23 protein-coding genes and 1 pseudogene are annotated in these 25,340 nt (G+C 67.6%); 15 read left to right on the top strand and 9 right to left on the bottom strand.

Going from position 1 to position 25,340, the window contains the following annotated elements; all coding sequences use genetic code 11:
* Positions 1–151: 151 nt before the first annotated feature.
* The 5 genes from QQM39_RS14560 to QQM39_RS14540 all read left to right on the top strand — a co-directional run bounded on the left by QQM39_RS14560 (position 152) and on the right by QQM39_RS14540 (position 6,295).
* The gene (locus tag QQM39_RS14560) at positions 152–1,069 is read left to right on the top strand and encodes an ABC transporter permease (RefSeq protein ID WP_302003585.1); all 918 of its coding nucleotides are present in this window, start codon (positions 152–154) and stop codon (positions 1,067–1,069) included.
* 81 nt (positions 1,070–1,150) lie between these two features.
* Entirely contained in the window at positions 1,151–2,959 is a 1,809-nt protein-coding gene (locus QQM39_RS14555; protein WP_301997123.1) for an ABC transporter substrate-binding protein, read from the top strand.
* Between the two features lie 78 nt (positions 2,960–3,037).
* Complete coding sequence (locus tag QQM39_RS14550; RefSeq protein WP_301997122.1) at positions 3,038–4,018, top strand: ABC transporter permease; 981 nt, start codon at positions 3,038–3,040, stop codon at positions 4,016–4,018.
* Between the two features lie 48 nt (positions 4,019–4,066).
* The gene (locus QQM39_RS14545; RefSeq protein ID WP_301997121.1) at positions 4,067–5,128 is read left to right on the top strand and encodes an ABC transporter ATP-binding protein; all 1,062 of its coding nucleotides are present in this window, start codon (positions 4,067–4,069) and stop codon (positions 5,126–5,128) included.
* A gap of 36 nt (positions 5,129–5,164) precedes the next feature.
* Positions 5,165–6,295 carry an ABC transporter ATP-binding protein gene (locus tag QQM39_RS14540; RefSeq protein WP_301997120.1) on the top strand — a complete coding sequence of 377 codons (1,131 nt, stop codon included), beginning with the start codon at positions 5,165–5,167 and terminating at the stop codon, positions 6,293–6,295.
* Here the strand turns inward: QQM39_RS14540 and QQM39_RS14535 are convergent.
* Together QQM39_RS14535 and QQM39_RS14530 are read right to left on the bottom strand one after the other, a co-directional pair.
* Entirely contained in the window at positions 6,292–7,032 is a 741-nt protein-coding gene (locus QQM39_RS14535) for a trans-aconitate 2-methyltransferase (protein WP_301997119.1), read from the bottom strand. The genes QQM39_RS14540 and QQM39_RS14535 overlap by 4 nt on opposite strands.
* A gap of 80 nt (positions 7,033–7,112) precedes the next feature.
* Positions 7,113–8,153, bottom strand: coding sequence for an amidohydrolase family protein (locus tag QQM39_RS14530; RefSeq protein WP_301997118.1), 1,041 nt, complete (start codon positions 8,151–8,153; stop codon positions 7,113–7,115).
* 153 nt (positions 8,154–8,306) lie between these two features.
* Between QQM39_RS14530 and QQM39_RS14525 the strand changes: the two genes are divergently transcribed.
* Together QQM39_RS14525 and QQM39_RS14520 are read left to right on the top strand one after the other, a co-directional pair.
* The gene (locus tag QQM39_RS14525) at positions 8,307–8,564 is read left to right on the top strand and encodes a hypothetical protein (protein WP_301997117.1); all 258 of its coding nucleotides are present in this window, start codon (positions 8,307–8,309) and stop codon (positions 8,562–8,564) included.
* A complete protein-coding gene (locus QQM39_RS14520) occupies positions 8,561–8,941 on the top strand; it encodes a hypothetical protein (RefSeq protein WP_301997116.1) in 381 nt (126 codons plus the stop codon). Before QQM39_RS14525 ends, QQM39_RS14520 begins: the two co-directional genes overlap by 4 nt.
* Positions 8,942–8,962: 21 nt before the next feature.
* Here the strand turns inward: QQM39_RS14520 and QQM39_RS14515 are convergent.
* Positions 8,963–9,085 (bottom strand): annotated as a pseudogene (locus tag QQM39_RS14515) (metallophosphoesterase); the annotation flags it as partial.
* On the opposite strand from QQM39_RS14515, the gene QQM39_RS14510 reads away from it, so the two are divergent.
* Positions 9,027–9,221, top strand: a complete 195-nt coding sequence (locus QQM39_RS14510) for a hypothetical protein (protein ID WP_301997115.1) — start codon at positions 9,027–9,029, stop codon at positions 9,219–9,221. The pseudogene QQM39_RS14515 and the gene QQM39_RS14510 overlap by 59 nt on opposite strands.
* 43 nt (positions 9,222–9,264) lie before the next feature.
* On the opposite strand, the gene QQM39_RS14505 is transcribed toward QQM39_RS14510, so the two are convergent.
* Entirely contained in the window at positions 9,265–9,852 is a 588-nt protein-coding gene (locus QQM39_RS14505; RefSeq protein WP_301997114.1) for a Uma2 family endonuclease, read from the bottom strand.
* A gap of 716 nt (positions 9,853–10,568) precedes the next feature.
* On the opposite strand from QQM39_RS14505, the gene QQM39_RS14500 reads away from it, so the two are divergent.
* The gene (locus tag QQM39_RS14500; RefSeq protein WP_301997113.1) at positions 10,569–10,763 is read left to right on the top strand and encodes a DUF397 domain-containing protein; all 195 of its coding nucleotides are present in this window, start codon (positions 10,569–10,571) and stop codon (positions 10,761–10,763) included.
* 612 nt (positions 10,764–11,375) lie between these two features.
* Entirely contained in the window at positions 11,376–11,918 is a 543-nt protein-coding gene (locus QQM39_RS14495) for a hypothetical protein (protein ID WP_301997112.1), read from the top strand.
* A 335-nt stretch (positions 11,919–12,253) separates the two neighbouring features.
* On the opposite strand, the gene QQM39_RS14490 is transcribed toward QQM39_RS14495, so the two are convergent.
* From QQM39_RS14490 to QQM39_RS14470, 5 genes are all read right to left on the bottom strand, one after another.
* Positions 12,254–13,300: an ABC transporter ATP-binding protein gene (locus tag QQM39_RS14490; protein ID WP_301997111.1), complete on the bottom strand. Its 1,047-nt coding sequence runs from the start codon at positions 13,298–13,300 to the stop codon at positions 12,254–12,256.
* Positions 13,301–13,330: 30 nt separating this feature from the next.
* Positions 13,331–14,365 carry an ABC transporter ATP-binding protein gene (locus tag QQM39_RS14485; protein ID WP_301997109.1) on the bottom strand — a complete coding sequence of 345 codons (1,035 nt, stop codon included), beginning with the start codon at positions 14,363–14,365 and terminating at the stop codon, positions 13,331–13,333.
* A 49-nt stretch (positions 14,366–14,414) separates the two neighbouring features.
* Complete coding sequence (locus tag QQM39_RS14480; RefSeq protein WP_301997108.1) at positions 14,415–15,395, bottom strand: ABC transporter permease; 981 nt, start codon at positions 15,393–15,395, stop codon at positions 14,415–14,417.
* A gap of 105 nt (positions 15,396–15,500) precedes the next feature.
* A complete protein-coding gene (locus tag QQM39_RS14475; protein WP_301997107.1) occupies positions 15,501–17,258 on the bottom strand; it encodes an ABC transporter substrate-binding protein in 1,758 nt (585 codons plus the stop codon).
* An 81-nt stretch (positions 17,259–17,339) separates the two neighbouring features.
* Positions 17,340–18,368 carry an ABC transporter permease gene (locus QQM39_RS14470; RefSeq protein ID WP_301997106.1) on the bottom strand — a complete coding sequence of 343 codons (1,029 nt, stop codon included), beginning with the start codon at positions 18,366–18,368 and terminating at the stop codon, positions 17,340–17,342.
* 483 nt (positions 18,369–18,851) lie between these two features.
* On the opposite strand from QQM39_RS14470, the gene QQM39_RS14465 reads away from it, so the two are divergent.
* The 5 genes from QQM39_RS14465 to QQM39_RS14445 all read left to right on the top strand — a co-directional run bounded on the left by QQM39_RS14465 (position 18,852) and on the right by QQM39_RS14445 (position 25,298).
* A complete protein-coding gene (locus QQM39_RS14465; protein ID WP_301997105.1) occupies positions 18,852–20,477 on the top strand; it encodes an ABC transporter substrate-binding protein in 1,626 nt (541 codons plus the stop codon).
* Between the two features lie 7 nt (positions 20,478–20,484).
* Positions 20,485–21,408, top strand: a complete 924-nt coding sequence (locus tag QQM39_RS14460; RefSeq protein ID WP_301997104.1) for an ABC transporter permease — start codon at positions 20,485–20,487, stop codon at positions 21,406–21,408.
* Entirely contained in the window at positions 21,401–22,414 is a 1,014-nt protein-coding gene (locus QQM39_RS14455) for an ABC transporter permease (protein ID WP_301997103.1), read from the top strand. Before QQM39_RS14460 ends, QQM39_RS14455 begins: the two co-directional genes overlap by 8 nt.
* Before the next feature lie 831 nt (positions 22,415–23,245).
* A complete protein-coding gene (locus QQM39_RS14450; protein WP_301997102.1) occupies positions 23,246–24,229 on the top strand; it encodes an ABC transporter ATP-binding protein in 984 nt (327 codons plus the stop codon).
* The gene (locus tag QQM39_RS14445; RefSeq protein WP_301997101.1) at positions 24,222–25,298 is read left to right on the top strand and encodes an ABC transporter ATP-binding protein; all 1,077 of its coding nucleotides are present in this window, start codon (positions 24,222–24,224) and stop codon (positions 25,296–25,298) included. The genes QQM39_RS14450 and QQM39_RS14445 overlap by 8 nt, the downstream gene beginning before the upstream one ends.
* The last annotated feature ends 42 nt before the right edge of the window (positions 25,299–25,340 follow it).

Raw genomic sequence — 25,340 nt, 5'->3', positions numbered from 1 at the left:
ACGGAATCGAGATTCACAGACGGTGGTCGGTCGTTGGCTCATGGCAGATAGTTAGCGGCAACTCTCGGGTTGCCGGCACCAGGGGGGCGTCTGAACTGTGACCAGTCCAGCAGAGACGGAGCACTTAGTCGGCCGGTCGCCCGGCCGGCTGATGTGGATCCGCTTCAAGCGCGACCGCACGGGCGTGATCTCGGCCTACGTCGTCCTGTTCTTCTTCCTGATCGGGCTGCTCGCCCCGGTGATCTCCAAGCTGTACGGCAAAGACCCGTACACGGTCTACGCCGACGAGCGCCCCGAGCTCTTCGACAGTGCGGGCGTCCCCGTGCAGCCCAACGGCGGCATCAGCGGCGAGTTCTGGTTCGGCCTCGAACCCGGCAACGGCTACGACGTCTTCACCAAACTCCTCTACGGCATCCGCACCTCGCTGATGATCTCCGTCGCCGTCACGCTCGCGACGGTCCTCACCGGGATCGTCCTCGGCGTCACGGCCGGCTACCTCGGCGGCAAGGCCGACTACTGGATCAGCCGGGTCATCGACTTCCTCCTCGCCTTCCCGGCCCAGCTGTTCTTCATCGCCAGCATGCCGGTGGTCGTCTCCCTGTTCGTCAGCCCGCGCGACGAGACCCCGGTCTATGTCCGGGTCGTCGCCCTCATCCTCGTGCAGTGGTTCCTCGGCTGGATGAGCCTGGGGCGGGTCCTCAGAGGCACCACACTCGCCCTGCGGGAGCGGGAGTTCATCGAGGCGGCCAAGGTCAGCGGCGCCCCGCCGGGGCGGATCATCCGCAAGGAGATCCTGCCGAACGTGGTGACGCCGATCCTCGTGCAGGGCACCTACATGCTCCCCAACTTCGTGACCGCCGAGGCCGGTCTGTCCTTCCTCGGCGTGGGCATCGTCGAACCGACGCCGGACTGGGGGCAGATGTTCGCCAAGGCGTCCACCGAGCTCGTGATGCAGAACGACATCACGTACATGTTCTTCCCCGGCATCTCGATGATCGTCTTCATCGTGGCGTTCAACCTGCTCGGGGACTCCGTCAGGGACGCCTTCGATCCCAAGACGGCGCGCTGACCGCGCTGACCAGCTGACCGGCTGACCTGCAAGGTCTGGGTTCCTTCGCACTGGTGACGACAGATGGGTGGAAACCGAGTGATGAGTAGGAGCGGACGCCACGTACACGCCGTGGTCTCAGTGCTCGCGGCCGCGGCACTCGTGCTGACCGGGTGCAGCTCGGGCGGCAGCAAGAGCGGCGGCAACGACAAGGAGCAGCAGGAGAACGCCGAACGGCAGAAGGCGTTGATCGAGTTCGGTGACGCCGCGGCCTCCAAGGGCCCCGCCCCCGAGGTCCCGGGCGCCAAGCCCGGCGGCACCATCTCGGTGCCCGCCCGCGACAGTTACGCCCACCTCGACCCGGCCCAGATCTACGTGTTCAACGAGATGCAGGTCGCCCTGCTGCTGCACCGAGGGCTGACCGGCTACAAGGCGACCAGCGACGACGGCAGCAAGCACGAGGTCGTCGGCGACCTCGCCACCGACTCCGGCACCACCACGGACGGCGGCAAGACCTGGAAGTACACACTCAAGGACGGCATCAAGTTCGAGGACGGCTCTGCGATCACCTCCGCGGACATCCGGCACTCCGTCGAGCGGCTCTTCGCCCCCTTCATCAACCAGGGCCCGCCGTACCTCCAGCAGTGGCTGGCCGACACGCCGGGCTCCGACTACCGCAAGCTGCTGCCGGACGGCCCGTTCAAGGGCAAGCACCTGCCGGACAGCATTCTGGAGACGCCGGACGCGAAAACCGTTGTCTTCAAGTTCAAGAAGCCGCACCCCGACCTGCCGTACGCGCTGGCGATGGCGGGCTACGCGGTCGTCTCCCAGAAGGGCGACACCAAGGAGAGGTACGACAAGGACCCGGTGGTGTCCGGGCCGTACAAGATCCAGTCCTTCAAGTCCGGCAAGTCGATGGTGCTGGTGAAGAACATCGACTGGGACCCGGCGACCGACCCGATCCGCCACCAGTACGTCGACCGGTTCAACATCACCTTCAACCAGCAGTACGAGGACTCCACCAAGGCGCTCCTCGCCGACAGCGGCACCGACCAGACCTCCGTCAGCTGGCAGAACTCGGTCGACGCGGGCAACCTGTCGAAGGTCCTGAGCGACCCGGAGATGAAGTCCCGCACGGTCGTCGGCTACCAGCCCTACGTGGGCCAGATGAACATCAACCTCAGCCACAAGGAGATGCAGGACAAGAAGGTCCGCGAGGCCATCGCCTACGCCCTGCCGGTCTCGCCGTTCCAGCGGGCCTACGGCGGCAGCGCGGCGATGGAGATCCCGGGCGGCATCATCAGCCCGACCGTCAGCGGCTACGACCCCTCCTTCGACCCCTGGGGCAAGAAGAAGAACCCCGCCGGTGACCCCGCCAAGGCCAAGAAGATCCTCCAGGAGGCCGGCAAGGTCGGCATGAAGCTGACCTTCGGCTACATCAACTCCCAGGAGGGCCAGGCGTACTCCACCGCCATGGCGGCGGGCCTGGAGAAGGCCGGGTTCGACGTCCAGCGCCAGGAGATCCCGGCCGAGTCGTACTACGACCAGGTCAGCAAGCTCAACAACAACTTCGACATCTTCAACACCAACTGGGGCGCCGACTGGCCGTCCGCCTCGACCGTCATCCCGCCCTGCTTCGACGGCCGGGGGATCGCCGACGGCGCGCAGAACTACTCGCAGATCAACGATCCCAAGGTCAACAGCGAGATCGACCGCATCAGCACCATCACCGACCCGGCCAAGGCCGCGGCCGAGTGGGACAAGCTCGGCAAGTACCTCGTGAAGGACGTCATCAACGTCGTCCCGACCGGGTACTTCAAGCAGACCCAGATCGCCGGATCCAAGATCGGCGGCCTCGTCTACGACGACGTCGTCGGCGGCGTCGACCCGCGCCGCCTGTACGTCAAGTAACCCCGCCCGCCCGGCATCCGGCGCGCCCGAGACGGTGCGCGCCGGATGCCCTCCGGCCCGCTGAGAGCTGCCTCTGCCATGCTGCGCTTCCTCGTCCGCCGGTCCCTCGGCGCCGTCGTCATCCTCTTCCTGCTGAGCATCGTCGCGTTCCTGCTGTTCTTCGGGATGCCGCGCGACCCGGCGCTCCTGATGTGCGGCAAGACGTGCACCCCGGCCAACCTCGAGAACCTGCACCATGTGCTCGGCCTCGACAAGCCGATCCCCGAGCAGTACTGGATCTTCCTGCACAACCTCGTCATGGGCAGCGACGACTTCGCCCAAGGGCCGTGCCCCGCCCCCTGTTTCGGGTACTCGTACCACTCCAACGAACAGGTCTGGGGCACCCTGATGGACCGCCTGCCCACCACCGTCTCGCTCACCCTCGGCGGGGCCGTCTGCTTCCTGGTCATCGGTCTGGGCACCGGCCTGATCGCCGCCTGGAAGCGGGGCACCCTCGTCGACAAGACCTTCACGGCCGGCGCCATGGTGATCAGCTCGATGCAGATCTACTTCCTCGGCCCGCTGGCCCTGGCGATCCTCGTCTACCAGACCCGGATTCTCGACAAGCCCGCCTACAACGACTTCACCGCCGACCCGGTGGCCTGGTTCACCGGCCTGCTCCTGCCCTGGGTGGTGCTCTCCACGATCTTCGCCTCGCAGTACACCCGTATGGCGCGCTCGTCGATGATCGAGCAACTCCAGGAGGAGCATGTCCGCACGGCCCGCGCGAAGGGCATGTCCCGCCGGTACGTCTTCCTCCGCTACGCCTGGCGCGGCTCGCTGATCCCCATCGTCACCATTTTCGGCATCGACCTCGGATCGCTGCTCGGCGGTGCCATCATCACGGAGTACACCTTCGGACTTCCGGGGCTCGGCCGGCTGGCGGTGGAGTCGGTGTTCTTCAGCGATCTGCCGCTGCTGCTGGGCGTGATGCTGTTCTCCGCCACCATGATCCTGCTCTGCAACATCGTCGTCGACGCCGCGTACGCCTTCATCGACCCGCGCGTGCGGCTGGCCTAGTCCGCGCCGGGGAACCTTTTCCAGAGGACCTGCCCGAGGAGCACTGACGTGACCACTGTGACCAAGGAGGCCGGCGCCCCCGTCCCGGCGGACGCGGACGCGTTCCTGTCGGTGCGGGACCTGCACGTCAGCTTCCGGACCGAGGACGGCGTCGTACGGGCCGTGGAGGGGCTCTCCTTCGACCTGGAGCGCGGCAGGACGCTGGGCATCGTGGGCGAGTCGGGCTCGGGGAAGTCGGTGACGAACCTGACGATCCTCGGGCTGCACAACCCGATGTTCACCACCGTCGAGGGCGAGATCCTCCTGGAGGGCCAGGAGTTGACCACCGCCCGCGAGTCCGAGCTGGAGAAGCTGCGCGGCAACAAGGTCGCCATGATCTTCCAGGACCCGCTCACCGCGCTGTCGCCGTACTACACGGTGGGCCGGCAGATCGCCGAGCCGTACAGGAAGCACATGCGCGCCTCGAAGAAGGCCGCCTGGGAGCGGGCGGTGGAGATGCTGGGGAAGGTCGGCATCCCCAACCCGGGGCAACGGGCGAAGGACTACCCGCACCAGTTCTCCGGCGGTATGCGCCAGCGCGCGATGATCGCCATGGCGCTGGTCTGCGACCCCGACCTGCTGATCGCCGACGAGCCGACCACGGCCCTGGACGTGACGGTCCAGGCCCAGATCCTGGACCTGCTCAAGGACCTGCAGCAGGAGTTCGGCTCGGCGATCATCTTCATCACGCACGACCTCGGTGTCATCGCCGACATGGCCGACGACATCCTGGTGATGTACGCGGGCGGCGCGGTGGAGCGCGGCTCGGTGCGCGAGGTGCTGAGGGCGCCGCAACACCCGTACACCTGGGGCCTGTTGAACTCGATGCCCCGCCTGGACTCGGACCCGAGCGCCCCGCTGGCCCCCATCCCCGGCTCCCCGCCGTCGCTGCTCCACCCGCCCTCCGGCTGCCGTTTCCACCCCCGCTGCACCTTCCAGGACCGTGTCGGCGGGGCCCGCTGTGTCACCGAGGTCCCGTTGCTCGGCCCGGACCGCTCCTCGGCCTGCCACCTGACGGCGGATCAGAAGCGGACCATCTTCGAAGAAGAGATCAAGCCCCGACTGCGCTAGCACCCCGATCGGCCCCGTCTGAGGAGGATCACGGCTATGACAGAGGACCTCGTCCTCCCCGCCCCCCGCGAAGTCGCCGACGACGAACCCGGCGAACCACTGCTGGTGGTGGAGAAGCTCGTCAAGCACTTCCCGGTCAAGGGCGGCTTCCCGATCCGGCGGACCGTCGGCCAGGTGCAGGCGGTGGACGGCATCGACCTGACCGTGCACGTCGGCGAGAGCTTCGGCCTGGTGGGGGAGTCGGGCTGCGGCAAGTCGACGACCGGACGGCTGATCACCAAGCTCCTGGAGCCGACGGGCGGCCGGATCTCGTACCGGGGCAAGGACATCACGCATGCCACGCGCAGGCAGCTGGCGCCGGTCCGCTCCGAGATCCAGATGATCTTCCAGGACCCCTATTCCTCGCTGAACCCGCGCCAGACGGTCGGAAAGATCATCTCGGGTCCGATGGAGATCAACGGGGTCGAGCCGGAGGGCGGAAGGGAGAAACGGGTCAGAGAGCTGCTGGACATCGTGGGCCTCAACCCGGAGCACTACAACCGCTTCCCGCACGAGTTCTCCGGCGGCCAGCGTCAACGTATCGGCGTGGCACGGGCGTTGGCGCTGGACCCGAAGCTGATCGTGGCGGACGAGCCGGTGTCGGCCCTCGACGTGTCGATCCAGGCGCAGGTGGTGAACCTGCTCCAGAAGGTCCAGCAGGAGCTGGGCATCGCGTTCCTGTTCATCGCCCACGACCTGGCGGTGGTCCGCCACTTCTCGCAACGCGTGGCGGTGATGTACCTCGGCAAGGTGATCGAGGTCGGCGACCGCGACTCCATCTACACCCGCCCCCGGCACCCCTACACCCACGCCCTGCTGTCCGCCGTGCCCGAGGTGAACGTGGCCGGCGAGGACGGCGAGGAGGCGCCCCAGCGGGAGCGGATCCGCCTGGCCGGTGACGTGCCGTCGCCCATCTCCCCGCCCTCCGGCTGCCGTTTCCGCACCCGCTGCTGGAAGGCACAGGACAAGTGCGCGGCCGAGGAGCCCCCGCTGATCCAGATCTCCGGCAACCACGCGGGCCACTTGACGGCCTGCCACTTCCCGGAGGAGCCGACGATCGAGGGGCGGGAGCAGGACATCGTGCTGGATCCGGCGCTGGCGGCGCTGGAGGGGGACGCGGAGAGCTAGGCGGCCAGGGCCGCCACGGTGATGATCTCGGGGCTGGTGGGAGTGAGTGGTCCCCGGCCCCAGGCGCCGCACCGCTCGACGATGGTGAAGCCGGCCTCGTGGAGGGAAGCGTCCAAGGCGTCGGGGGCGAGAAAGCGGAGGGTGGTGCGGCTGACGACGGGTGCCTGCCAAGCGTCGCAGTCGAACGTCTCGACGAAGGTCACTCTGTCCCCGACGACGGGCTCCCGAACCTCGTGCCACACCCGTACGACACGCCCGTCCTCGTCCGTGGCCTCCCGTACCCGATCCGGCGTCCACGTCTCCCAGGCCCGTACGACCGGGTTCCGCGTCTCGAACACGAACCGCCCTCCTGGCCGGAGGGCTCGGCGCACAGCCGACAGTGCGGTGCGCAACTCGTCGTCCTCGACGAGCACTTGGAAGGCATGCCCGGTCATCACGACGAGGTCGAACTCCTCACCCCAGGAACATGCGCGAAGATCCCCGAGCAGCCATTCCACGTCGGCGTCGTGCCGCCGGGCCTGGACGAGCATGGCGGCGGCCGGATCGAGCCCCACGAGCCGCCCGCGGTGGCCGTCCGCACTGGCCCGCCGCAGCAACCGCCCCGTACCGCAACCGACATCGAGCACCGACTCGGAGGACATCACGAGCCCGAGGTAGAAGTCGTCACCCGGCCCCCACGGGTTGAGGGCGTCGTACAACGCGGCGAGCGAGAGATCCGCGAACGACCGATCGACCATTCGGTGCAGTGTGCCACAACTGCCCTTCGCCGACGGCCATTTCACGACCCTTCGCAGGCGGCCCGCCCCCGCAGCACCTTTCAGCGCACGACCCGCCCCCGCAGCACAATGCGCCACGGATGCCGCAGCACCCCCGGCTCCCGGCGCGGATCCGCGTCGTACACGGTGACGTCGGCGAGCCCGCCCTCGACCAGCCCCGGCAGCCCCAGGAAGTCCCGCGCTGCCCAACTCGCCGCGCCCACCGCCACGTCGGCGGGCAGGCCGGCGGCGATGAGGTGCTCGACCTCGGTGGCGACGTTGCCGAAGGGGGCGGAGTCGGTGCCGGCGAGGACGGGGACACCGGCGTCGTGGGTCTCACGGACCCGGCGGATCATGATGCGGTGGCCTTCGTGCCATAGGCGGCCGCGGGGGTTGTCCTTGATGCGGGGTGCGCTGCGGGCGAAGGCGGTGAGGGTGGGGACGTAGACGGTCCCGTGGGCGGCCATGAGCTCCACGCACTCCTGTGGCATCCCCATGCCGTGCTCGATCGAGTCGATCCCGGCACGAGCGGCGTTGAGCACTCCCTGCGCCGATTGACAGTGCGCGGCGACCCGCCCCCCGGCCGCGTGCACCGCGTCGGTCACGGCGCGCAGGATGTCGTACGGCACCGGATCCGCCTCGAAGTCCCAGTCGCCCATGAGCTTGCACCACCCGTCGTGGGCCTTGGCCTCGGCGACGGCGGCGGCCACGAGGTCATCGGTGACGGTGTGGAAGTCGGCACTTCTCGACAGGCCCGCCCACGCCAGCCACCGCCCGGCCGTGATCATGCGCGGCGCGTTCGGCGCCTCGCGCATCCCGTCCGGGATCTCGCCGAGCAGCCCCGGGAACCGCAACGCCGTTGTCCCGGCGTCCCGGTGCGCGGCGATCTGCGCGGCGAAGGCGTCGGGGTCGAAGACGGGTTCCCCCTCGGACGGGGACCCGGGATGCGTGTGCACGTCGACCAGTCCCGGAAGCAGGTAGCCGCCGTCGGCCACCGTCTCCGCCTCGACCGAGGGGCGGGTGAAGGTGATGCGGTCACCGAGGATCCAGAGGTCGCGGGTGGTGCCGTGGGGGAGGAGGGTGCCGCGCAGGTGGAGGGCCATGATCAGGCAGTCTTGTCGCCTGGGCCGCGCAACGGCAAGCCCCCACTCATACCCGCCCGCCTGGGGCGAACGCAGCCCGCCGGCTCCCGGGAGTCACGAATGGGTACGAGTGCGTACCCGTACTATCGATGCCTGAGTGGAAGGAGCCCCGTCATGCCTGACGCCAACATCCGCATCCCCGCCGAGGCCCGTGACCGGCTTGCCGAGATAGCAGCCGGTGAGGGTCTGTCGCTGCGTGCTTACCTCGCCAGGCTCGCAGACTCGCTGCTCACTCCCGCGGAGCGTGCCGAGAAGGCCGAGCGCGCTCGTGCGGTGCTGCGTGAATGGAACGGCTACGACCCCAGCGACGGTGAACAGGCCGGCCTGGATGCCGAACTCGATCGCCGTCTGGCCGAGGCGGCCGCCCGGTGACCGAGGCTCTCCATGTGATCCTCGACGACACGGCCATGATCGCCGCCGGGGCCGGCAACGTCCTGGCCTCCCGGCTGATCCACCGTGCACACGCCACGCAGGGGTGGTTCCTGTACGCGCCGACGTGTGCGTTGGTCGAGGCCGACCGGACCCGGCGCGGTACGGCTGAGCACATCGTCGCGCTGCCCGGCGTCATCGTCCTCGACCTGGACCTGCCCGCCGCCCTTGCCGTCGCCCGCGATACCGGCTGGGCGCCCGCCCATATCGAGCATGCCGCTCAGCTGACTCCTGAGCGGCCGGACGGAGCTGTTGTCGCTACGGCCGTGCCAGGGAGGTGGAAAGGGCGGCTGGTGCGCGTCCTGGACCTCAACCCGTGAGCATCGAAATCCAGGCCACCCGTCACCCAGGCCGGCCAGCAGGTCCATGACCTGGACGGGTTGCGGACCGCACACGATGTCTCCGGTGAGCACGACCAGGTCCGCGGCCACGACCTCGGGCTCCGCGAGCACGGGCTTCGGTATCGCGGCGCGCAGCAGGACGAACCGGCACGGTCTGCATCCGAGAGAGCATCACCCCCGGCACCGTTCCCACCGCAGCACCGTCCGCCTCGCGGGGCTGATCGACAAGGCCAAGAAGGATCTGCCGTCCGGGAGTTGATCCGGCTTTGGCGAGGCCAGGGCATGATGTCCACGCGGACGGTTCACCTCTCCGACTCGCGGTCCGCCTTGCCGTAGCGGCGGAACTCCCGGGTGTCCACAGTCCAAGGGCCGCAGGGAACATGGTCGCCGAAGATGTACGGGTCCTTGCGCTGGTAGCGGTCTTTGCACGGGTCCGAGTGCACCTCGATGGTGCCCGTACGGGGGTCGACGATCAGGTAGTGCGCGATGCCCATGGCGGGGTACTCGGTGAGTTTCTCGCCGTAGTCGTTGTTGGGGTTCGACGGAGAGACGATCTCGATGACCGCCAGCACCTGTGTGGCGTCGACTGCGAGGCCCTCTTCGTCGAGTACCTCCTCGGGAATCACCACGGCGTCCGGGCGCCGCATACGGCCGATCGCCGGGTGCTCGATCTCGGGGCCGTTCTCACAGATGTAGCCGGGGTGGGTGTCGGGAAGCTGTGCGTTGAGCTGATTGCGGATACGCCGGACCGTGCCCTCATGACGTTTCGAGGGGCTCATCATTGCGAGGAACGGGCCGGAGGGCCCGATCTCGACGTTCCAGGCCCCCTCAAGGTGCTCGGCGTACGCCGTGAGCTCCTCGGCGATCGCGCGCATTTTCCCGTAGTCCATGTCTCCGAGAGTAGCGGGCATGTCCCGTGCGAGGTGGAGGATGGATCGTCTGGTCAGCGGCTTCCGCCGGATGCTGGACAGCTGACGAGCACGCAGGTGGGGATGGTGCGAACTCCGTCCTGGCCGGGTGAGTGAGAGGTGCGGGGGCCCTCCCTCCCCTGGAACCGGACGTTCAGGGCTCGGGTCAATGGGCCGGTGAAGGTCCGTTCCGTGAGCGGTGGCCGCCGTCTCGGCCCTTGGCGAGGAGGGGAGCCGGAACGAGTACTCAGAGGCAGTCGAATGGTGGGATGATCCGCGTGATCGCAATGAGGCGCAACCGGGGTACCGGCAGGGCATGGAACCAGCCATCGGACAGCAGCGGGATGCGTGCACGCCCCCCGGCACGCCACGCCGGGGTCCCTCGCCGATGCCCGTCACAGCGACGCCCACCTCTGCGAGGGCGACCAGTTCCGCCGCCAGGCGCCCAACCTCGTCGACGATGTGCTGTGGGAACCCGGCAGCGACCTGCTTGGCCTCGGGTCGTACTCCCGGCGCGCCAGGTCTCTTCGTCCCCCATTCCGTCACACGCCCTCTGCCCGCTCGACCTCAGCCTCAGCGCACGCGAGGAACGGGACACTCCCACCCATGGACGTGTCTGTACCGCCCGATGGGCACCTCGCCAAGTACTCTCTGGGGCTGGTTCGGAGACTCCTCTATCCCCTCTGAAGAAGGCGAGCATGACCGGGCTGCGGCGGCAGAAGTCGACCTACAGCGAAGGTGGCGCCGACACCTGCGGCGAGGTCGCCCTCGATGACACCGCCACCGTGCACCACGCGAGAGCGACACCCCCGGCATCGCCCTCATGGTCCGCTACATCCGCCTTCGCGACGCTGCTCGACGGGATCAAGGGTGGGGCGATGGCCGGCCGTTGATCCCATGACCGCTGTCACCGCTGCCTGGGCTTGCTCGTACAGAAGCTCCTTGGGGAGTCCGACTTTCGGGGCGGGGACTACGACACATTCGGGTCAGCGGCCGGATTCCCTGCCTGCCTCTGTTCACTCCTGCCGAGCGAGCCGAGCGCGCTCGTGCGGTGCAGCGGGAACAGAACAGCGGCGACGCCACCGAGGGCGAATGGGTCGACCCGGACGCGGAACTCGATCGCCGGCTGGCCGAGGCGGCCGCCCGTAACCGACGCTTTCCATGTCATCCTCGACGACCCGCCGCCGAATCAGGCAATATCTTGGTTTCAGCTTGATCGACCGCGCGCACCACGCTGTGCATTGCGAAGCGAAGTGATACACATCACACCCCTTGGCTGTCTGTCCAGTTAGTTCATTAGCTCCCGCTTGTGATTCGACTCGAAGGGGGCAAAGGGGACTACGCCTTCCGTTGGGTGCTGTGGGGGATTTGAGCTTTACTTGAGGGGGGAATGTTAATGAGTTCCCCAAAATAGTGGATCGCCTTAGTGGTGATCGTTAGTGTTCTTTGCGGGAAGACCGCACTGGGTGGTCTCTTTTCACGAGAAACGGGGAGTACGGGGAATCATGACCAAGTCCCGCAAGGCCGCCTCGACCGTAGCGGCATTCGCGACACTGGCCAGCTCGTTGATTGCGCTGACCGCGGCAGCAACTCCGGCTTCGGCGGCCTGCCAGCCGCCCGGCGGTGCCTCGCACAAGTATGTGATCGGTTCCGTCTCGAAGGCCAAGCTCGCGACCAACCTCCGCAGTGACGATGTCCAGGGCCCTGGGACCGCGACCTACAATCAAACGTCGACAGCTACGACCACGGTCAAGGCGGCTGCTGAGGCCAAGGCGGACATCGGCAAGTGGATCGCCAAGGCTTCAGCCAAGGCGAATGTCTCACTCACCAAGACCTGGTCCAAGAAGACTGGGTGGTCGTACTCGCTGCAGATAGCCAGCGGTAAGACGCAGCACATCCGAATGGGGCACTGGGCGCGAAAGTACCCGGTGACCAAGTACACCTGGACGCCTGCCAAGTGTAAGTATGCCGACAAGGCCTGGACGCACACCGTGATCACTCCGGTGAAGTCCGACTCCAACGTGTGGTACCGGGAAAATCCTTCTTAATTTATGGTGCGGCGACAGGGAAGGCATCTGTTGTTAGTGCCTTTCTCGTCGTGTGCAGCGATTAGCCGAATTAGCCGCCAGTCAGAGCTGGCGGCTAATTCGTCGTTCGCGAGATTTCTTTGTGCGTGACCAGAAACCAGGCGCTCATGGGTCTGGGAATTGCCTGTGGAGATCCGCTCTCCAGCAGCCGGAGGCGGTGATGGAGGGACGAGGAGGGCCCGCACACCCTTCGTGGATGTACGGGCCCTCGGCCTCAGGACCGGACATTCATGGGCTCTGGGCAATGGGCCGGTGAAAGTCCGTTCCGTGAGCGGCGGCTGACGGAACGGGTGGTGTCAGGCCGCCGCCTCGGGATCCTTGGCGAGCCGGTGGGCCGGAACGGTGTCCGCAGTCTCGGGGTAGTGGCACGCCGTCAGATGCCCGGGCTTGTTGCCCTCGACCTGGACCAGCGGCGGGGCCTCGGTCGCGCACTTCTCCGTCGCCTTCCAGCAGCGGGTGCGGAAGCGGCAGCCGGAGGGCGGGTTGATGGGCGAGGGGACGTCGCCCTGGAGGCGGATACGCTCGCGGGCCGGGGCGTCGTCCGCGGTCGCCTCGGGCACGGCGGACAGCAGCGCCCGGGTGTAGGGGTGGCGCGGGTTGCCGTACAGGTCGTCACGGTCGGCGATCTCGACGATCTTGCCGAGGTACATGACCGCCACGCGCTGCGAGAAGTGCCGTACGACGGCGAGGTCGTGGGCGATGAAGACGAAGGCGATGCCCAGCTCCTGCTGGACCTTCTGGAGCAGGTTCACGACCTGCGCCTGGATGGAGACGTCGAGGGCCGAGACCGGCTCGTCCGCCACGATCAGCTTCGGGTCCAGCGCCAACGCCCGTGCCACGCCGATGCGCTGGCGCTGGCCGCCGGAGAACTCGTGCGGGAAGCGGTTGTAGTGCTCGGGGTTGAGGCCGACGATCTCCAGCAGTTCACGGACGCGCTTCTCGCGGCCGCCGGCCGGGTTGATGTTGTTGATCTCCATCGGGCCGACGATGATCTTGCCGACCGTCTGGCGCGGGTTCAGGGACGCGTAGGGGTCCTGGAAGATCATCTGGATCTCGGAGCGGACCGGCGCCAGCTGCTTGCGGCTCGCGTGCGTGATGTCCTGGCCGCGGTACGAGATCTTGCCGCCGGTCGGCTCCAGGAGCCGGGTGATCAGCCGGCCGGTCGTCGACTTGCCGCAGCCGGACTCGCCGACCAGACCGAGGGCTTCGCCCTCGGCCACCTGGAAGTCGAGCCCGTCCACGGCCCTGACGGCACCGACCGTGCGTTTGATCGGGAAGCCGCCCTTGATCGGGAAGTGCTTGGTCAGACCGCTGACGTCCAGGAGCGGTTGCGCGTTGCTCATGATGGTGAAGTCCCGTCTCGTGTACGTCAGTCAGTGCCGGGATCCGGCGAAGTCGGCGAAGAGGTCGGCGCGCTGTTCCAGCGGGAGGTGGCAGGCGGAACCCCGGCCGTCCACCACGTCCAGCACCGGCCGCTCCGTGGAGCACAGCCCGCCCGCGACCTTCTCGGTGAAGGTGCACCGCGGGTGGAAACGGCAGCCGGAGGGCGGGTTGAGCAGCGAGGGCGGCGAACCCGGGATCGGTGCCAGCGGCACGTCGACCGGGCCGTCGAGGCTCGGCATGGAACTCATCAGGCCCAGCGTGTAGGGGTGCTGCGGGGTGCGCAGCACCTCCTGCTTGGTGCCCCGCTCCACGCAGCGGCCGCCGTACATCACCAGCACGTCGTCCGCGATGTCGGCGATGACACCGAGGTCGTGCGTGATGAAGATGATCGCCGTGCCGAACTCCTGCTGGAGCTCCTTGAGCAGATCCAGGATCTGCGCCTGGACCGTCACGTCGAGCGCGGTGGTCGGCTCGTCCGCGATGAGCAGCTCGGGGTCGCAGACCAGCGCCATCGCGATCATCGCGCGCTGGCGCATACCGCCGGAGAACTGGTGCGGATAGTCGTCCACCCGGACGTCCGGCTGAGGGATCCCGACCCGCCGCAGCATCTCGATCGCCCGCGCCCGGGCCTCCTTCTTGGAGACACCGGTGTGCTTGCGGTACGTCTCGCCGATCTGGGTGCCGATGGTGTGGTACGGCGACAGCGAGGCCAGTGCGTCCTGGAAGATCATGGACATCTTGTTGCCGCGCAGCCGCTCGAGTTCCTTCTCGGAGGCGGCGAGCAGCTCCTTGCCGTCCAGCAGGATCTCACCGTCGATCGAGGTGCGGTGGGGGTCGTGCAGGCCCAGGATCGTCAGGTTGGTGACGGACTTGCCGGATCCCGACTCACCCACGATGCCGAGTGTCTGGCCCTTGGCGAGATCGAAGGAGAGCCCGTCGACGGCCTTGACGATGCCGTCCTCGGTGGAGAAGTGGACCTGAAGGTCCCTGACGGAGAGGAAGGGCTGCTGATCGGTGCTCGTCACGGGGACGCTCCTGGGGGGTGATGCGAGGTGTCGGGAGTGGGGGCGGAGGTCAGGCGAGCCGGATCCGCGGGTCGATGAGGGCGTAGACGGCATCGACGACGATGTTGAAGAAGACGATCGCGCCGGCCGCGAGAAGGGTCACACCCAGCAGCATCGGAAGGTCGCTCTGGTCCACGGACTTCACCGCGAGCCGGCCGATGCCCTGGAGGCTGAAGGTCGACTCGGTGATGATCGCGCCACCGATGAGCACACCCAGGTCGATGCCGAACACCGTGACGATGGGGCCCATGGCGCCGCGCCAGGCGAACCGGAAGAACACGTTCGACCGGGACAGACCCTTGGCCCGGGCTGTGCGGACGTAGTCCTCACTCAGTTGCTCGACCAGCTGGGAGCGTGTCATACGGGTGTAGTTGGCGGTGAAGATGATCGCCAGGACCAGCCAGGGCAGCAGCAGTCCGGAGAACCAGGCGGCCGGGTTCTCGGTGAGCGGCGTGTACTGCGGCTGGTCGAGCCACCCCAGCTGTGCGACGAAGAAGAACATCGCGATGTAGCCGACGAAGTAGATCTGGAGCGAGGAGCCGAGCAGCGACACCGAGCTGGCGAACTTGTCCAGGAACCGGCCCTGCTTGAGCGCCGCGAGCATGCCCGCGCCGATGCCGAGGATCAGGAAGACCACGGCCGCGCCGAAGGCCAGCGACAGGGTCGTCGGCAGCCGGTCCATGATCGTGTCGAAGACGGGCTCGCGGTTGGCGAAGGAGTAACCGAGGCAGGGGGCGTTGCAGTAGTCGTAGCCGGGGTAGTCGCGCCCGGCGAAGATGCCGACGAGCCACAGCCAGTACTGGACCGGGATGGGCTTGTCGATGCCCAGGTTCTTCCGGATCTGCTCGAGGGCCTCAGGCGTGCAGTTCTTGCCGCAGGACATCATGGCGGGGTCACGCGGCACGGCGTAGAAGAGCCAGAACGTGATGGCGCTGATGATCAACAGGATGACCAGTGCGCCGGTGACTCGGCGGACAAGGAAGCGGAACATGAGGCGTGACTTTCCGGACGGGGCGCCGTCGCCGGGAGGGAAGTAGAGGGGGTGGGCCGCAGGGGGCGGCCATGCGAATGGCCGCCCCCAGGGGGTCGTGCGCGCTTACTTCTTGGCGTAGAGCTTGCTGAGCGCGACGCAGGTGTTGCCGGCGTCCCAGATGACGTTGCCGACCTTGGAGCCGTACAGGTAGTTGCGGATCTTGTGGTAGTCCGGGACGACCGCGGCCAGCTCCAGGATCATCTTGTCGACGTTGCCCCAGGCCTTGTTGGCCTCCTCCACGTCCGCGATCTTGGCAGCCGCGTCGATGGCCTTGTTGACGCTCGCGTCGTCGAGCTGGGCGTAGTTGCTCCGGCCGTCGCCGATGTTCTTGCCGCTCCAGCAGGGGTAGAACTGCGAGTAACCGTTCGGCCAGTCCGGGCTCCAGCCGGCGCCCATCAGGTCGAAGCCGTTGTCGAGCTTGCCGATCTGCGTGTAGAACGTCGACTTGTCGACCTGCTTGGTGACGACGGTGAAGCCCGCCTCCTCCAGCGCGTTCTTGACGGCGACGGCGACCTTCACCTGAGTGTCCGACTGCTGGAAGGCGATGACCAGCTTGTAGCCGAGCTTGCCGGCTTCCTTCAGCAGGGCCTTGGCCTTCGCGGGGTCGCCGTTCGGCTTCTTGGTCACGCCGTACAGGTCGAACTTGGTGTAGCCGGGGGTCACCGGGGCGAGGATCGTGGTGGCGACCTCGCTGGTGGCGGCGCCGCCATTGATGGTCTGGACCTGCTGGTGCGGCCAGGCGTGGTTGATGGCCTGGCGGACCTTGAGGTCCTTGACGCGGGTCATGTTGATCGGCCAGTAGTAGGTGGCCGTGTCGACCGCGGTGAGGACGCGCTTCTTCAGCTCGGGGCTGGTGAGGACCTGGGCGACGCGCTCGGGCGCGACCTCGTTGAAGATCGGCACCGCGTACTGGTCGTTGCCCTTGTCCGCGATCCAGCGGTCGGTGGACGCCACCAGCTCGTAGCCCATCTGGAAGACGTACTTGTCCGGGTAGGCGTTGCGGATCGAGTCCGTCTTCGGGTCCCAGTGCTCGTTGCGCACGTAGGTCATCGACTTGCCGATGCTGCGGTCGGCGATCTTGTACGGACCGCAGGAGAACGGGCGCTTGTCGTACTTCTCCTTGGTGTCGTGCTTCTTCGGCACCAGGGAGTAACCACGCATCGCGAGCGTGTAGTTGAAGTCGACGCGGGGCTCGTTGAGACGGAAGGTGATGGTCTTGCCGTCGATCTCGATGGAGTCGAGGCTCTTGCCGTCGTAGGGGCCCTTGTACTTGTCGCCGCCGACCGTGAACTGCTGGACGTAGCGGGGACCCTCGGTGATGAACTCGGCGAAGAGGCGCTCGAAGGTGTGGCGGACGTCGTCCATGGAGAGGTCGGCGCCGTCCTCCCACTTGATGCCGTCCTTGATGGTGAAGGACCAGGTCTTGCCGCCGTCCTTCATCGTGCCGGCGTCGGTCGCGGCGTCGCCGACCAGGGTGGCGTTGCCCTTGTCGTCCAGCTTGTAGCCGGTCAGGCCGCGCATGATCGGCACGGTGATGGCGCCCTCGGTCGAGACGTAGATCTGCGCCGGGTCCATGTGGTCCATGTCGAACTGCTGGAGCGAGTAGATCGTCCCGCCCTTGACCGCGCCCTTGACCTCGGGAGCCGGACCGGTCGAGTCGGCCTTGGTGCCGACCGGGATCTCGGTCGTCTTGGAGCCGCTGACCTTGGGGGCGTCGTTCTGCCCGGAGCCCTCGCTGCCGCTGCTGCAGGCGCTCAGCACCGAGGTCGACGCCGCGGCGACACCGGTGGCGATGAGGAAGTTTCTACGCGAGAAGGACATGGCTTCCTGCCTTGGAAAGTGAGAGTGATGAGAGAATCCGGCACCCCGGCGCCTTCGCCGTGGTCCTGAAATGAGCCGGAGCTAGCGCTTGGACTTCGGGTCGAGTGCGTCACGCACCGAGTCGCCGAGCAGGTTGAACGCGAGCACGAAGATCACCATGGACAGGCCCGGGAAGAGCATGAAGGTGATGTCCTCGGTGTAGAACATTGCGCCCCGCTGGATCATGACGCCCCAGTCCGGGGTCGGGTCGATCATGCCGACCCCGAGGAAGGCGAGACCCGCCTCTGCCGTCACGAATGCCGGGAGCATCAGCGTGGACTGGATGATGATCGGAGTCCACAGGTTTGGCAGCAGTTCCTTGAAGACGATGCGTCGCGGTGACGCACCCGTGACCTTGGCCGCCTCGACGAACTCCCGTTCGCGCAGGCCGAGTACCTGGCCGCGCAGCAGTCGGGCGATGGACGCCCAGCCGAAGGCCGAGAGGACGATGATCAGGCCGGTGGCCCGCAGCCAGGTCGGGATGTCCTCGTCGGGGGCGATGAAGAGCCCGTACACGACCGGCATGAAGGCGATGAAGAAGAGGGTGGACGGGAACGACAGAAGGATGTCGATGACCCGGCCCACGAGGTAGTCCGTCTTGCCGCCGAGATAGCCCGCGGTGACGCCGATGACCACACCGAGGAACACGGTGAGCAAAGTGGCCGCGACGGCGATGCCCAGCGACGTGCGGATGGCGTAGAGCAGGAAGGTGAAGACGTCACGGCCGAGCTGGGGCTCGATGCCGAACCAGAACTCCGAGCTGATGCCCCCGTTCGGACCCGCCGGGTAGGAGAAGGCGTTCAGCAGCTCCGGCCGCTGGCTCGCGTAGGTGGTGTACGGATCCTTGCCGTACAGCTTCGCGATGAGCGGAGCGGCGAGCGCGATCACGAAGAAGAAGATCACGATGTACGCCGATATGACGCCCGTGCGGTCCCGCTTGAAGCGGGTCCACGCCAGTCGTCCAGGCGAGCGGCTCTCGTTGCCCTTATGGGTGGAGGGCGAAGGCGACTTTTCGATGCTCTCGTCGGTCGTCTCAAGCGGGGCAGCCGCTGATGGAGTTGGGGGGGTCATGGTGCTCCTGGCCCAAGGGAGGGTCTGATGACTCCGCAGGGCACGCTCCCCTACGGGCTACGCCGGACTTTTTCAACGCAATTCATTCAAGGTCAATAAATTCTCGGGCGACTTGGTTGTCTCTTTACGTTTTTTACCCTGCCTTTACCATTCCGTAGCTACGCGGGTAGCGCAACGTAATCGAGTCGTGCCTTGACTCGGGCTAACTGGACTAATCGGGCAATGAGTTCGTTATGCGGACGGTCGGGTGCCGAAATGCGTACATCGGGGGGTCGAAATCCAACGGTTCTGCATCGGTACGTGAAGATCCATTGCGCGCTACACGGAAGATCCATCGCCCCGTGAGGGAGAAGTCCGTTTCGTTACGTGCGCGGATGCGTGCATCCGGATGGCGTGTTGCTCCATTGGCCGGATCCCGTGTGCGGTATGTGCCTTTTAGCTCGATATTGGCCCGTAATGGATCAGGACCAGAGGAGGCACCCCATGCGTGGAGCCACGAACGCCGGATGGGCCGCGTGCGCGGTGGCGGTCGCGCTCGCGGCGACGGCCTGCGGAGGCGGAGGTGACAGCGGCGGTGACGGCGGCGCGGTGCTCAGCTCCTCGTGGACCGATCCGCAGAACCCCCTGGAGCCGGCCAACACCAACGAGGTGCAGGGCGGCAAGGTGCTCTCCATGATCTTCCGCGGGCTGAAGCAGTACGACCCGAAGACCGGCGAGGCCGAGGACATGCTCGCCGAGCGGATCGAGACCTCCGACTCGCGGAACTACACCGTCACCGTCAAGGACGGCTGGACCTTCAGCAACGGCGAGAAGGTCACCGCCAAGTCCTTCGTGGACGCCTGGAACTACGGGGCGAGCCTGCGGAACAACCAGAAGAACGCCTACTTCTTCAGCTACATCGAGGGCTACGACAAGGTCCACCCGGCCAAGGGCGAGCAGACCGCCGAGACGATGTCCGGGCTGAAGGTCACGGGCGAGCGGACCTTCACGGTCAGGCTCCGCCAGAAGTTCTCCAGCTTCCCCGACACCCTCGGCTACAACGCCTTCGTCCCGCTGCCCCGGGCGTTCTACGAGGACCACGCCGGCTGGCTGGCCAAGCCGGTCGGCAACGGCCCGTATGCCGTGGAGTCGTACACGAAGGGTTCCGAGATGCGTCTGACGAAGTGGGACGCCTACCCGGGGGAGGACGCGGCGCGCAACGGTGGCGTCACCCTCAAGGTGTACACGGACAACAACACGGCCTACACCGACCTGATGGCCGGCAACCTCGACCTCGTCGACGACGTACCGGCCCAGCAGCTGAAGAACGTCGCGAACGACCTCGGCGACCGCTACCTCAACACCCCCGCCGGCATCATCCAGACGCTCGCCTTCCCCTTCTACGACAAGAACTGGAACAAGGCCGGCTCGGTCAAGGTCCGCAAGGGCCTGTCCCGGGCGATCAACCGCGAGCAGATCACCGACACCATCTTCCAGAAGACCCGCACCCCCGCCACCGACTGGACCTCACCCGTCCTCGGCGCGGACGGCGGCTACAAGGAGGGGCTGTGCGGTGAGTGGTGCGAGTACGACGCCGCCGCGGCCAAGAAGCTGATCGAGGAGGGCGGCGGGCTGCCCGGCGGCCAGGTGAAGATCACGTACAACGCGGACACCGGCTCCCACAAGCTGTGGGTGGACGCCGTCTGCAACTCCATCAACAACGCCCTGGACAACGACCGGGCCTGCGTCGGCAATCCGATCGGTACCTTCGCCGACTTCCGCAGCAAGTCCACGACCCAGAAGCTCTCCGGCCCCTTCCGGGCGGGCTGGCAGATGGACTACCCCCTCACCCAGAACTTCCTCCAGCCGCTCTACTACACCAACGCCTCCTCCAACGACGGCAAGTGGTCGAGCGAGGAGTTCGACAGGCTCGTCGACCGGGCGAACGCCGAGACCGACCCCGCGAAGGCCGTGGAGATGTTCCAGAAGGCCGAGGAGGTCGTCCGGGACAACATGGCCGCCATCCCGCTCTGGTACCAGAACGGCAGTGCCGGGTGGTCCGAGCGGCTGTCGAACGTGGCCCTCAACCCGTTCAGCGTCCCCGTCTACGACCAGATCAAGGTCGGCTGAACCCGTCATGGGGCGGTACGTCGTCCGGCGCCTGGTGCAGATGGTCCCGGTGTTCATCGGGTCGACCCTGCTGATCTTCCTCATGGTGAACGTGATGGGCGACCCCGTCGCGGGCCTGTGCGGCGACCGGCAGTGCGACGCGGCGACGGCGGCTCAGCTGAAGAAGGAGTTCGGCCTCGACCAGCCCGTGTGGCAGCAGTACCTGACCTACATGGGGAACGTCTTCACCGGAGACTTCGGTACGGCCTTCAACGGTCAGGAAGTCACCGAGCTGATGTCGACGGCCTTCCCGGTCACCATCCGGCTCACGATCGTGGCGATCCTCTTCGAGGTCGTCATCGGGATCACGCTGGGCGTGGTCACCGGCCTGCGCCGCGGACGCCCCATCGACACCGGGGTCCTCCTGTTCACCCTCGTCGTCATCTCCGTCCCCACCTTCGTCACCGGCCTGCTGCTCCAGCTGATGCTGGGCGTGGAACGCGACTGGATCCGTCCCTCCGTCTCGACGGAGGCCCCCTTCGACGAGCTGATCGTCCCCGGCCTCGTCCTCGCCTCGGTCTCCCTCGCGTACATCACCCGCCTGACCCGCACCTCCATCGCGGAGAACCGTCGCTCCGACTACGTCCGTACGGCCATCGCCAAGGGCCTGCCGAGGCACCGAGTCGTCACTCGCCACCTGCTGCGCAACTCCCTCATCCCCGTCGTCACCTTCATCGGCGCCGACATCGGGTTCCTCATGGGCGGCGCGATCGTCACCGAGCGGATCTTCAACATCCACGGCGTCGGCTATCAGCTCTACCAGGGCATCCTGCGCCAGAACACCCAGACGGTCGTCGGCTTCGTGACGGTCCTCGTCCTCGTCTTCCTCCTGTGCAACCTGGTCGTCGATCTCCTGTACGCCGTACTCGACCCGAGGATCCGCTATGCCTGACCGGCCGTTCCAGTTCGAGGGCGCGATCGCCGGCAGCGGCGCGGGCGGCGCGCCGGATCTGACAGCGAGCGCGGCGGAGGCGGCGGCGGGGGCTCCGGGCGGCCCCGGGGACAAGGGCCGGGACGGACTCGTACCCGACCCTTGGGCCGCCTCCGCCGGACGACCCCGCAGCCTCTGGTCCGACGCCTGGCGCGACCTGCGCCGCAACCCCGTCTTCCTCGTCTCGGCCCTGATCATCCTCTTCCTGCTCTTCATCTCCTTCTGGCCCTCGGCGATCGCCTCCGGCAGCCCCCTCAAGTGCGACCTCGCCAAGGCCCAGCAGGGTTCCGCGCCCGGCCATCCCTTCGGCTACGACGGCCAGGGCTGCGACGTCTACACGCGCACGGTCCACGGCGCCCGTACGTCCGTCACGGTCGGCGTCTGCGCCACGCTCGGGGTCGCGGTCCTCGGCTCGGTGCTGGGCGCGCTCGCCGGCTTCTTCGGCGGCCTGTGGGACTCGGTCCTCTCCCGCGTCACCGACGTCTTCTTCGCCATCCCGGTCATCCTCGGCGGCCTGGTCCTGCTGTCGGTGGTCACCAGCAACTCCGTCTGGCCGGTCATCGGCTTCATCGTGCTGCTCGGCTGGCCGCAGATCTCCCGTATCGCGCGCGGCGCGGTCATCACCGCCAAACAGAACGACTACGTGCAGGCCGCCCGCGCCCTGGGCGCCTCCAACTCCCGCCTCCTGCTACGCCACATCGCGCCCAACGCCATCGCCCCCGTGATCGTGGTCGCCACCATCGCACTCGGCACGTACATCGCCCTGGAGGCGACCCTGTCCTACCTCGGCGTAGGCCTGAAGCCCCCGAGCGTCTCCTGGGGCATCGACATCTCCGCGGCCTCCCCCTACATCCGCAACGCCCCCCACGCCCTCCTGTGGCCCTCCGGCGCCCTGGCGATCACGGTGCTGGCCTTCATCATGCTGGGCGATGCGGTGCGCGACGCCCTCGATCCGAAGCTGAGGTGACGGGGGCGATGTGGTGCGGGGTCCGCGGTACGGACAAGCGGAGGAGACGGTGGTGTCACGCCCCGGCGTCCCCTGCTGCGGCCGTCGGACGCGCCGACGAGCACGGTTCCGGCTCGCGTGGTGCACGGCGGCGCGGCGCCCGACGGCCCACGTGCCGCCGGTCGGCACGCCCGGCCGGCCCATGCGGCTCCGCCGCTCAGGGCGGCCCTTGCCCGCCGGTCCGGCAACCGTCCGCCGGTCCTGCCTCTGGCTGCCGACCGGTATCCGGCCGCCGGTCCTGCCTCTGGCTCTCGACCGGGCACTCGGCTGTCGACCGGTATCCGGCTGTCGACCGGTATCCGGCTGCCGACCGGTATCCGGCTGCCGACCGGTATCCGGCCGCCGGTCCGGTATCCGGCGGTGGGTTCGGTATCCGTCCGTCGGTCCTGCGTCCGGCTGCCAGTCATGCATCCGGCTGTCGACCGGCGTCTGGCCGCCGGTCCGGCACTGGGCCGTCGACCGGCATCCGGCCGTCGCCGGTATCTGTCCGCCGGTCCGGCATCTGGCTGTGGTCCGGCACTGGGCCGCCGGTCCGGCACTCGGCTGTCGACCGGTACCGGCCGTCGGCCGCCATCCGGCTCTCGGCCCGGCATCCGCCCGTCACCTGGCCCCCGGCCGTCGACCGGCCCGGTCGCGCAGGGCGGTGGTCGGAGCGGGCGCCCCGGGCGTTCGGCCGTGTCCGTCGGCCGCAGGCCATGGGGGCCGGCCGGCCCCCGGTCCCGGTGTCCGCATCACTCGGCGGGACGCCATCCGTGCGACGCCCTCGATGCGAAGGTGAGGTGAGCCGGCGTCATGTTGCTCGAAGTGCGTGATCTGCGGGTGGAGTTCAGGACCCGGGACGGGGTCGCCCAAGCCGTCAACGGCGTCGACTACGGCGTGGACGCGGGGGAGACGCTCGCCGTGCTCGGGGAGTCCGGGTCCGGGAAGTCGGTGACCGCGCAGGCGGTGATGGGGATCCTGGACATGCCGCCCGGGAGGATCACCGGTGGCGAGATCCTCTTCCAGGGGCGGGACCTGCTCAAGCTGAAGGAAGAGGAGCGGCGCAGGGTCCGCGGGGCCGAGATGGCGATGATCTTCCAGGACGCCCTGTCGTCCCTGAACCCCGTACAGACCGTCGGGGACCAGCTCGGCGAGATGTTCGTCGTCCACCGGGGCATGTCGAAGAAGGACGCCCGGGCGAAGGCCGTCGAGCTGATGGACCGGGTGCGGATCCCGGCCGCGAGGGAGCGCGTGCGGCAGTACCCGCACCAGTTCTCCGGCGGTATGCGCCAGCGCATCATGATCGCGATGGCCCTCGCCCTCGAACCCGCGCTGATCATCGCCGACGAGCCCACCACCGCCCTCGACGTCACCGTCCAGGCCCAGGTCATGGAGCTGCTCGCCGAGTTGCAGCGCGAGTACCGCATGGGGCTCATCCTCATCACCCACGACCTCGGCGTGGTCGCCGACGTCGCCGACAGGATCGCGGTGATGTACGCGGGCCGGATCGTCGAGACCGCGCCGGTCCACGCCCTCTACAAGGCGCCCGCCCACCCGTACACCCGAGGCCTGCTGGACTCCATCCCGCGCCTGGACCAGAAGGGCCAGGAGCTCTACGCCATCAAGGGCCTGCCCCCCAACCTCATGAACATCCCCCCGGGCTGCGCCTTCCACCCCCGCTGCCCCCTGGCCCAGGACCTGTGCCGCACGGACGTACCCCCGCTGTACGAGGTCACCGAGTCGGACACGGCCCGGGGCAGCGCCTGCCACTTCTGGAGGGAGTGCCTGCATGGCTAGTTCCTCGTCGGCCGAGCCGATTCTGCAGGTCAGCGGGCTCGTCAAGCACTACCCGCTCACCCAGGGCATCCTGTTCAAGAAGCAGGTCGGCGCGGTCAAGGCCGTCGACGGCGTCGACTTCACGCTCCACGCCGGGGAAACCCTCGGCATCGTCGGCGAGTCCGGCTGCGGCAAGTCCACGGTCGCCAAGATGCTGGTCAACCTGGAGCGCCCGACGGCCGGTTCGATCAAGTACAAGGGCGAGGACATCACCCGGCTGTCCGGCCGCGCCCTGAAGGCCGTACGCCGCAACATCCAGATGGTGTTCCAGGACCCGTACACCTCACTCAACCCCCGTATGACGGTGGGCGACATCATCGGCGAGCCGTACGACATCCACCCCGAGGTGGCCCCGAAGGGCGACCGCCGCCGCAAGGTGCGGGAGCTGCTGGACGTGGTCGGCCTCAACCCCGAGTACATCAACCGCTATCCGCACCAGTTCTCCGGCGGCCAGCGCCAACGCATCGGCATCGCACGGGGGCTGGCGCTGCGCCCGGAGGTCATCGTCGCCGACGAACCGGTCTCCGCACTGGACGTCTCGGTCCAGGCCCAGGTCATCAACCTGATGGACCGGCTGCAGAACGAGTTCGACCTCTCCTACGTCTTCATCGCCCACGACCTGTCGATCGTCCGTCACATCTCCGACCGGGTGGGGGTGATGTACCTCGGCCGGATCGTGGAGATCGGCAAGGACGCCGAGATCTACGACCACCCCACGCACCCCTACACCCAGGCGCTGCTCTCCGCGGTCCCCGTCCCCGACCCCGACGCCCGTGACCGCCGCGAGCGCATCATCCTCGCGGGCGACGTCCCGTCCCCGACGAACGTCCCCTCCGGCTGCCGCTTCCGCACCCGCTGCTGGAAGGCGCGGGAGCGGTGCGCCCTGGAGGCACCGCCGCTCGCGGTGCCGTCGCGTTTCGGCGAGGCGAGCGGGCCCGAGGCGCATGCCTCGGCCTGTCACTTCGCGGAGGCTGTGTCGATCAGGCGCTCCGCGCCGGGGCAAGTCGTTCCGCCGGAGGCGGTGCCATAGCCGTACAAACACACGCGAACTGCGTTAACACGCAGGCAACTC

This window comes from Streptomyces sp. DT2A-34 (assembly GCF_030499515.1).
Taxonomy (GTDB): Bacteria; Actinomycetota; Actinomycetes; order Streptomycetales; family Streptomycetaceae; genus Streptomyces.
This window is presented reverse-complemented; position numbering and strand designations above follow the sequence as displayed.

Bases quoted from the DNA above. Each gene is read 5' to 3' on its own strand.
- QQM39_RS14500 (WP_301997113.1), top strand. From the start codon at position 10,569: ATGACCGGGCTGCGGCGGCAGAAGTCGACCTACAGCGAAGGTGGCGCC.
- QQM39_RS14530 (WP_301997118.1), bottom strand. From the start codon at position 8,153: ATGGCCCTCCACCTGCGCGGCACCCTCCTCCCCCACGGCACCACCCGC.
- QQM39_RS14490 (WP_301997111.1), bottom strand. From the start codon at position 13,300: ATGAGCAACGCGCAACCGCTCCTGGACGTCAGCGGTCTGACCAAGCAC.
- QQM39_RS14455 (WP_301997103.1), top strand. From the start codon at position 21,401: ATGCCTGACCGGCCGTTCCAGTTCGAGGGCGCGATCGCCGGCAGCGGC.
- QQM39_RS14475 (WP_301997107.1), bottom strand. From the start codon at position 17,258: ATGTCCTTCTCGCGTAGAAACTTCCTCATCGCCACCGGTGTCGCCGCG.
- QQM39_RS14495 (WP_301997112.1), top strand. From the start codon at position 11,376: ATGACCAAGTCCCGCAAGGCCGCCTCGACCGTAGCGGCATTCGCGACA.
- QQM39_RS14560 (WP_302003585.1), top strand. From the start codon at position 152: ATGTGGATCCGCTTCAAGCGCGACCGCACGGGCGTGATCTCGGCCTAC.
- QQM39_RS14465 (WP_301997105.1), top strand. From the start codon at position 18,852: ATGCGTGGAGCCACGAACGCCGGATGGGCCGCGTGCGCGGTGGCGGTC.
- QQM39_RS14460 (WP_301997104.1), top strand. From the start codon at position 20,485: ATGGGGCGGTACGTCGTCCGGCGCCTGGTGCAGATGGTCCCGGTGTTC.
- QQM39_RS14550 (WP_301997122.1), top strand. From the start codon at position 3,038: ATGCTGCGCTTCCTCGTCCGCCGGTCCCTCGGCGCCGTCGTCATCCTC.
- QQM39_RS14445 (WP_301997101.1), top strand. From the start codon at position 24,222: ATGGCTAGTTCCTCGTCGGCCGAGCCGATTCTGCAGGTCAGCGGGCTC.
- QQM39_RS14505 (WP_301997114.1), bottom strand. From the start codon at position 9,852: ATGGACTACGGGAAAATGCGCGCGATCGCCGAGGAGCTCACGGCGTAC.
- QQM39_RS14535 (WP_301997119.1), bottom strand. From the start codon at position 7,032: ATGGTCGATCGGTCGTTCGCGGATCTCTCGCTCGCCGCGTTGTACGAC.
- QQM39_RS14525 (WP_301997117.1), top strand. From the start codon at position 8,307: ATGCCTGACGCCAACATCCGCATCCCCGCCGAGGCCCGTGACCGGCTT.
- QQM39_RS14480 (WP_301997108.1), bottom strand. From the start codon at position 15,395: ATGTTCCGCTTCCTTGTCCGCCGAGTCACCGGCGCACTGGTCATCCTG.
- QQM39_RS14540 (WP_301997120.1), top strand. From the start codon at position 5,165: ATGACAGAGGACCTCGTCCTCCCCGCCCCCCGCGAAGTCGCCGACGAC.
- QQM39_RS14470 (WP_301997106.1), bottom strand. From the start codon at position 18,368: ATGACCCCCCCAACTCCATCAGCGGCTGCCCCGCTTGAGACGACCGAC.
- QQM39_RS14555 (WP_301997123.1), top strand. From the start codon at position 1,151: ATGAGTAGGAGCGGACGCCACGTACACGCCGTGGTCTCAGTGCTCGCG.
- QQM39_RS14450 (WP_301997102.1), top strand. From the start codon at position 23,246: ATGTTGCTCGAAGTGCGTGATCTGCGGGTGGAGTTCAGGACCCGGGAC.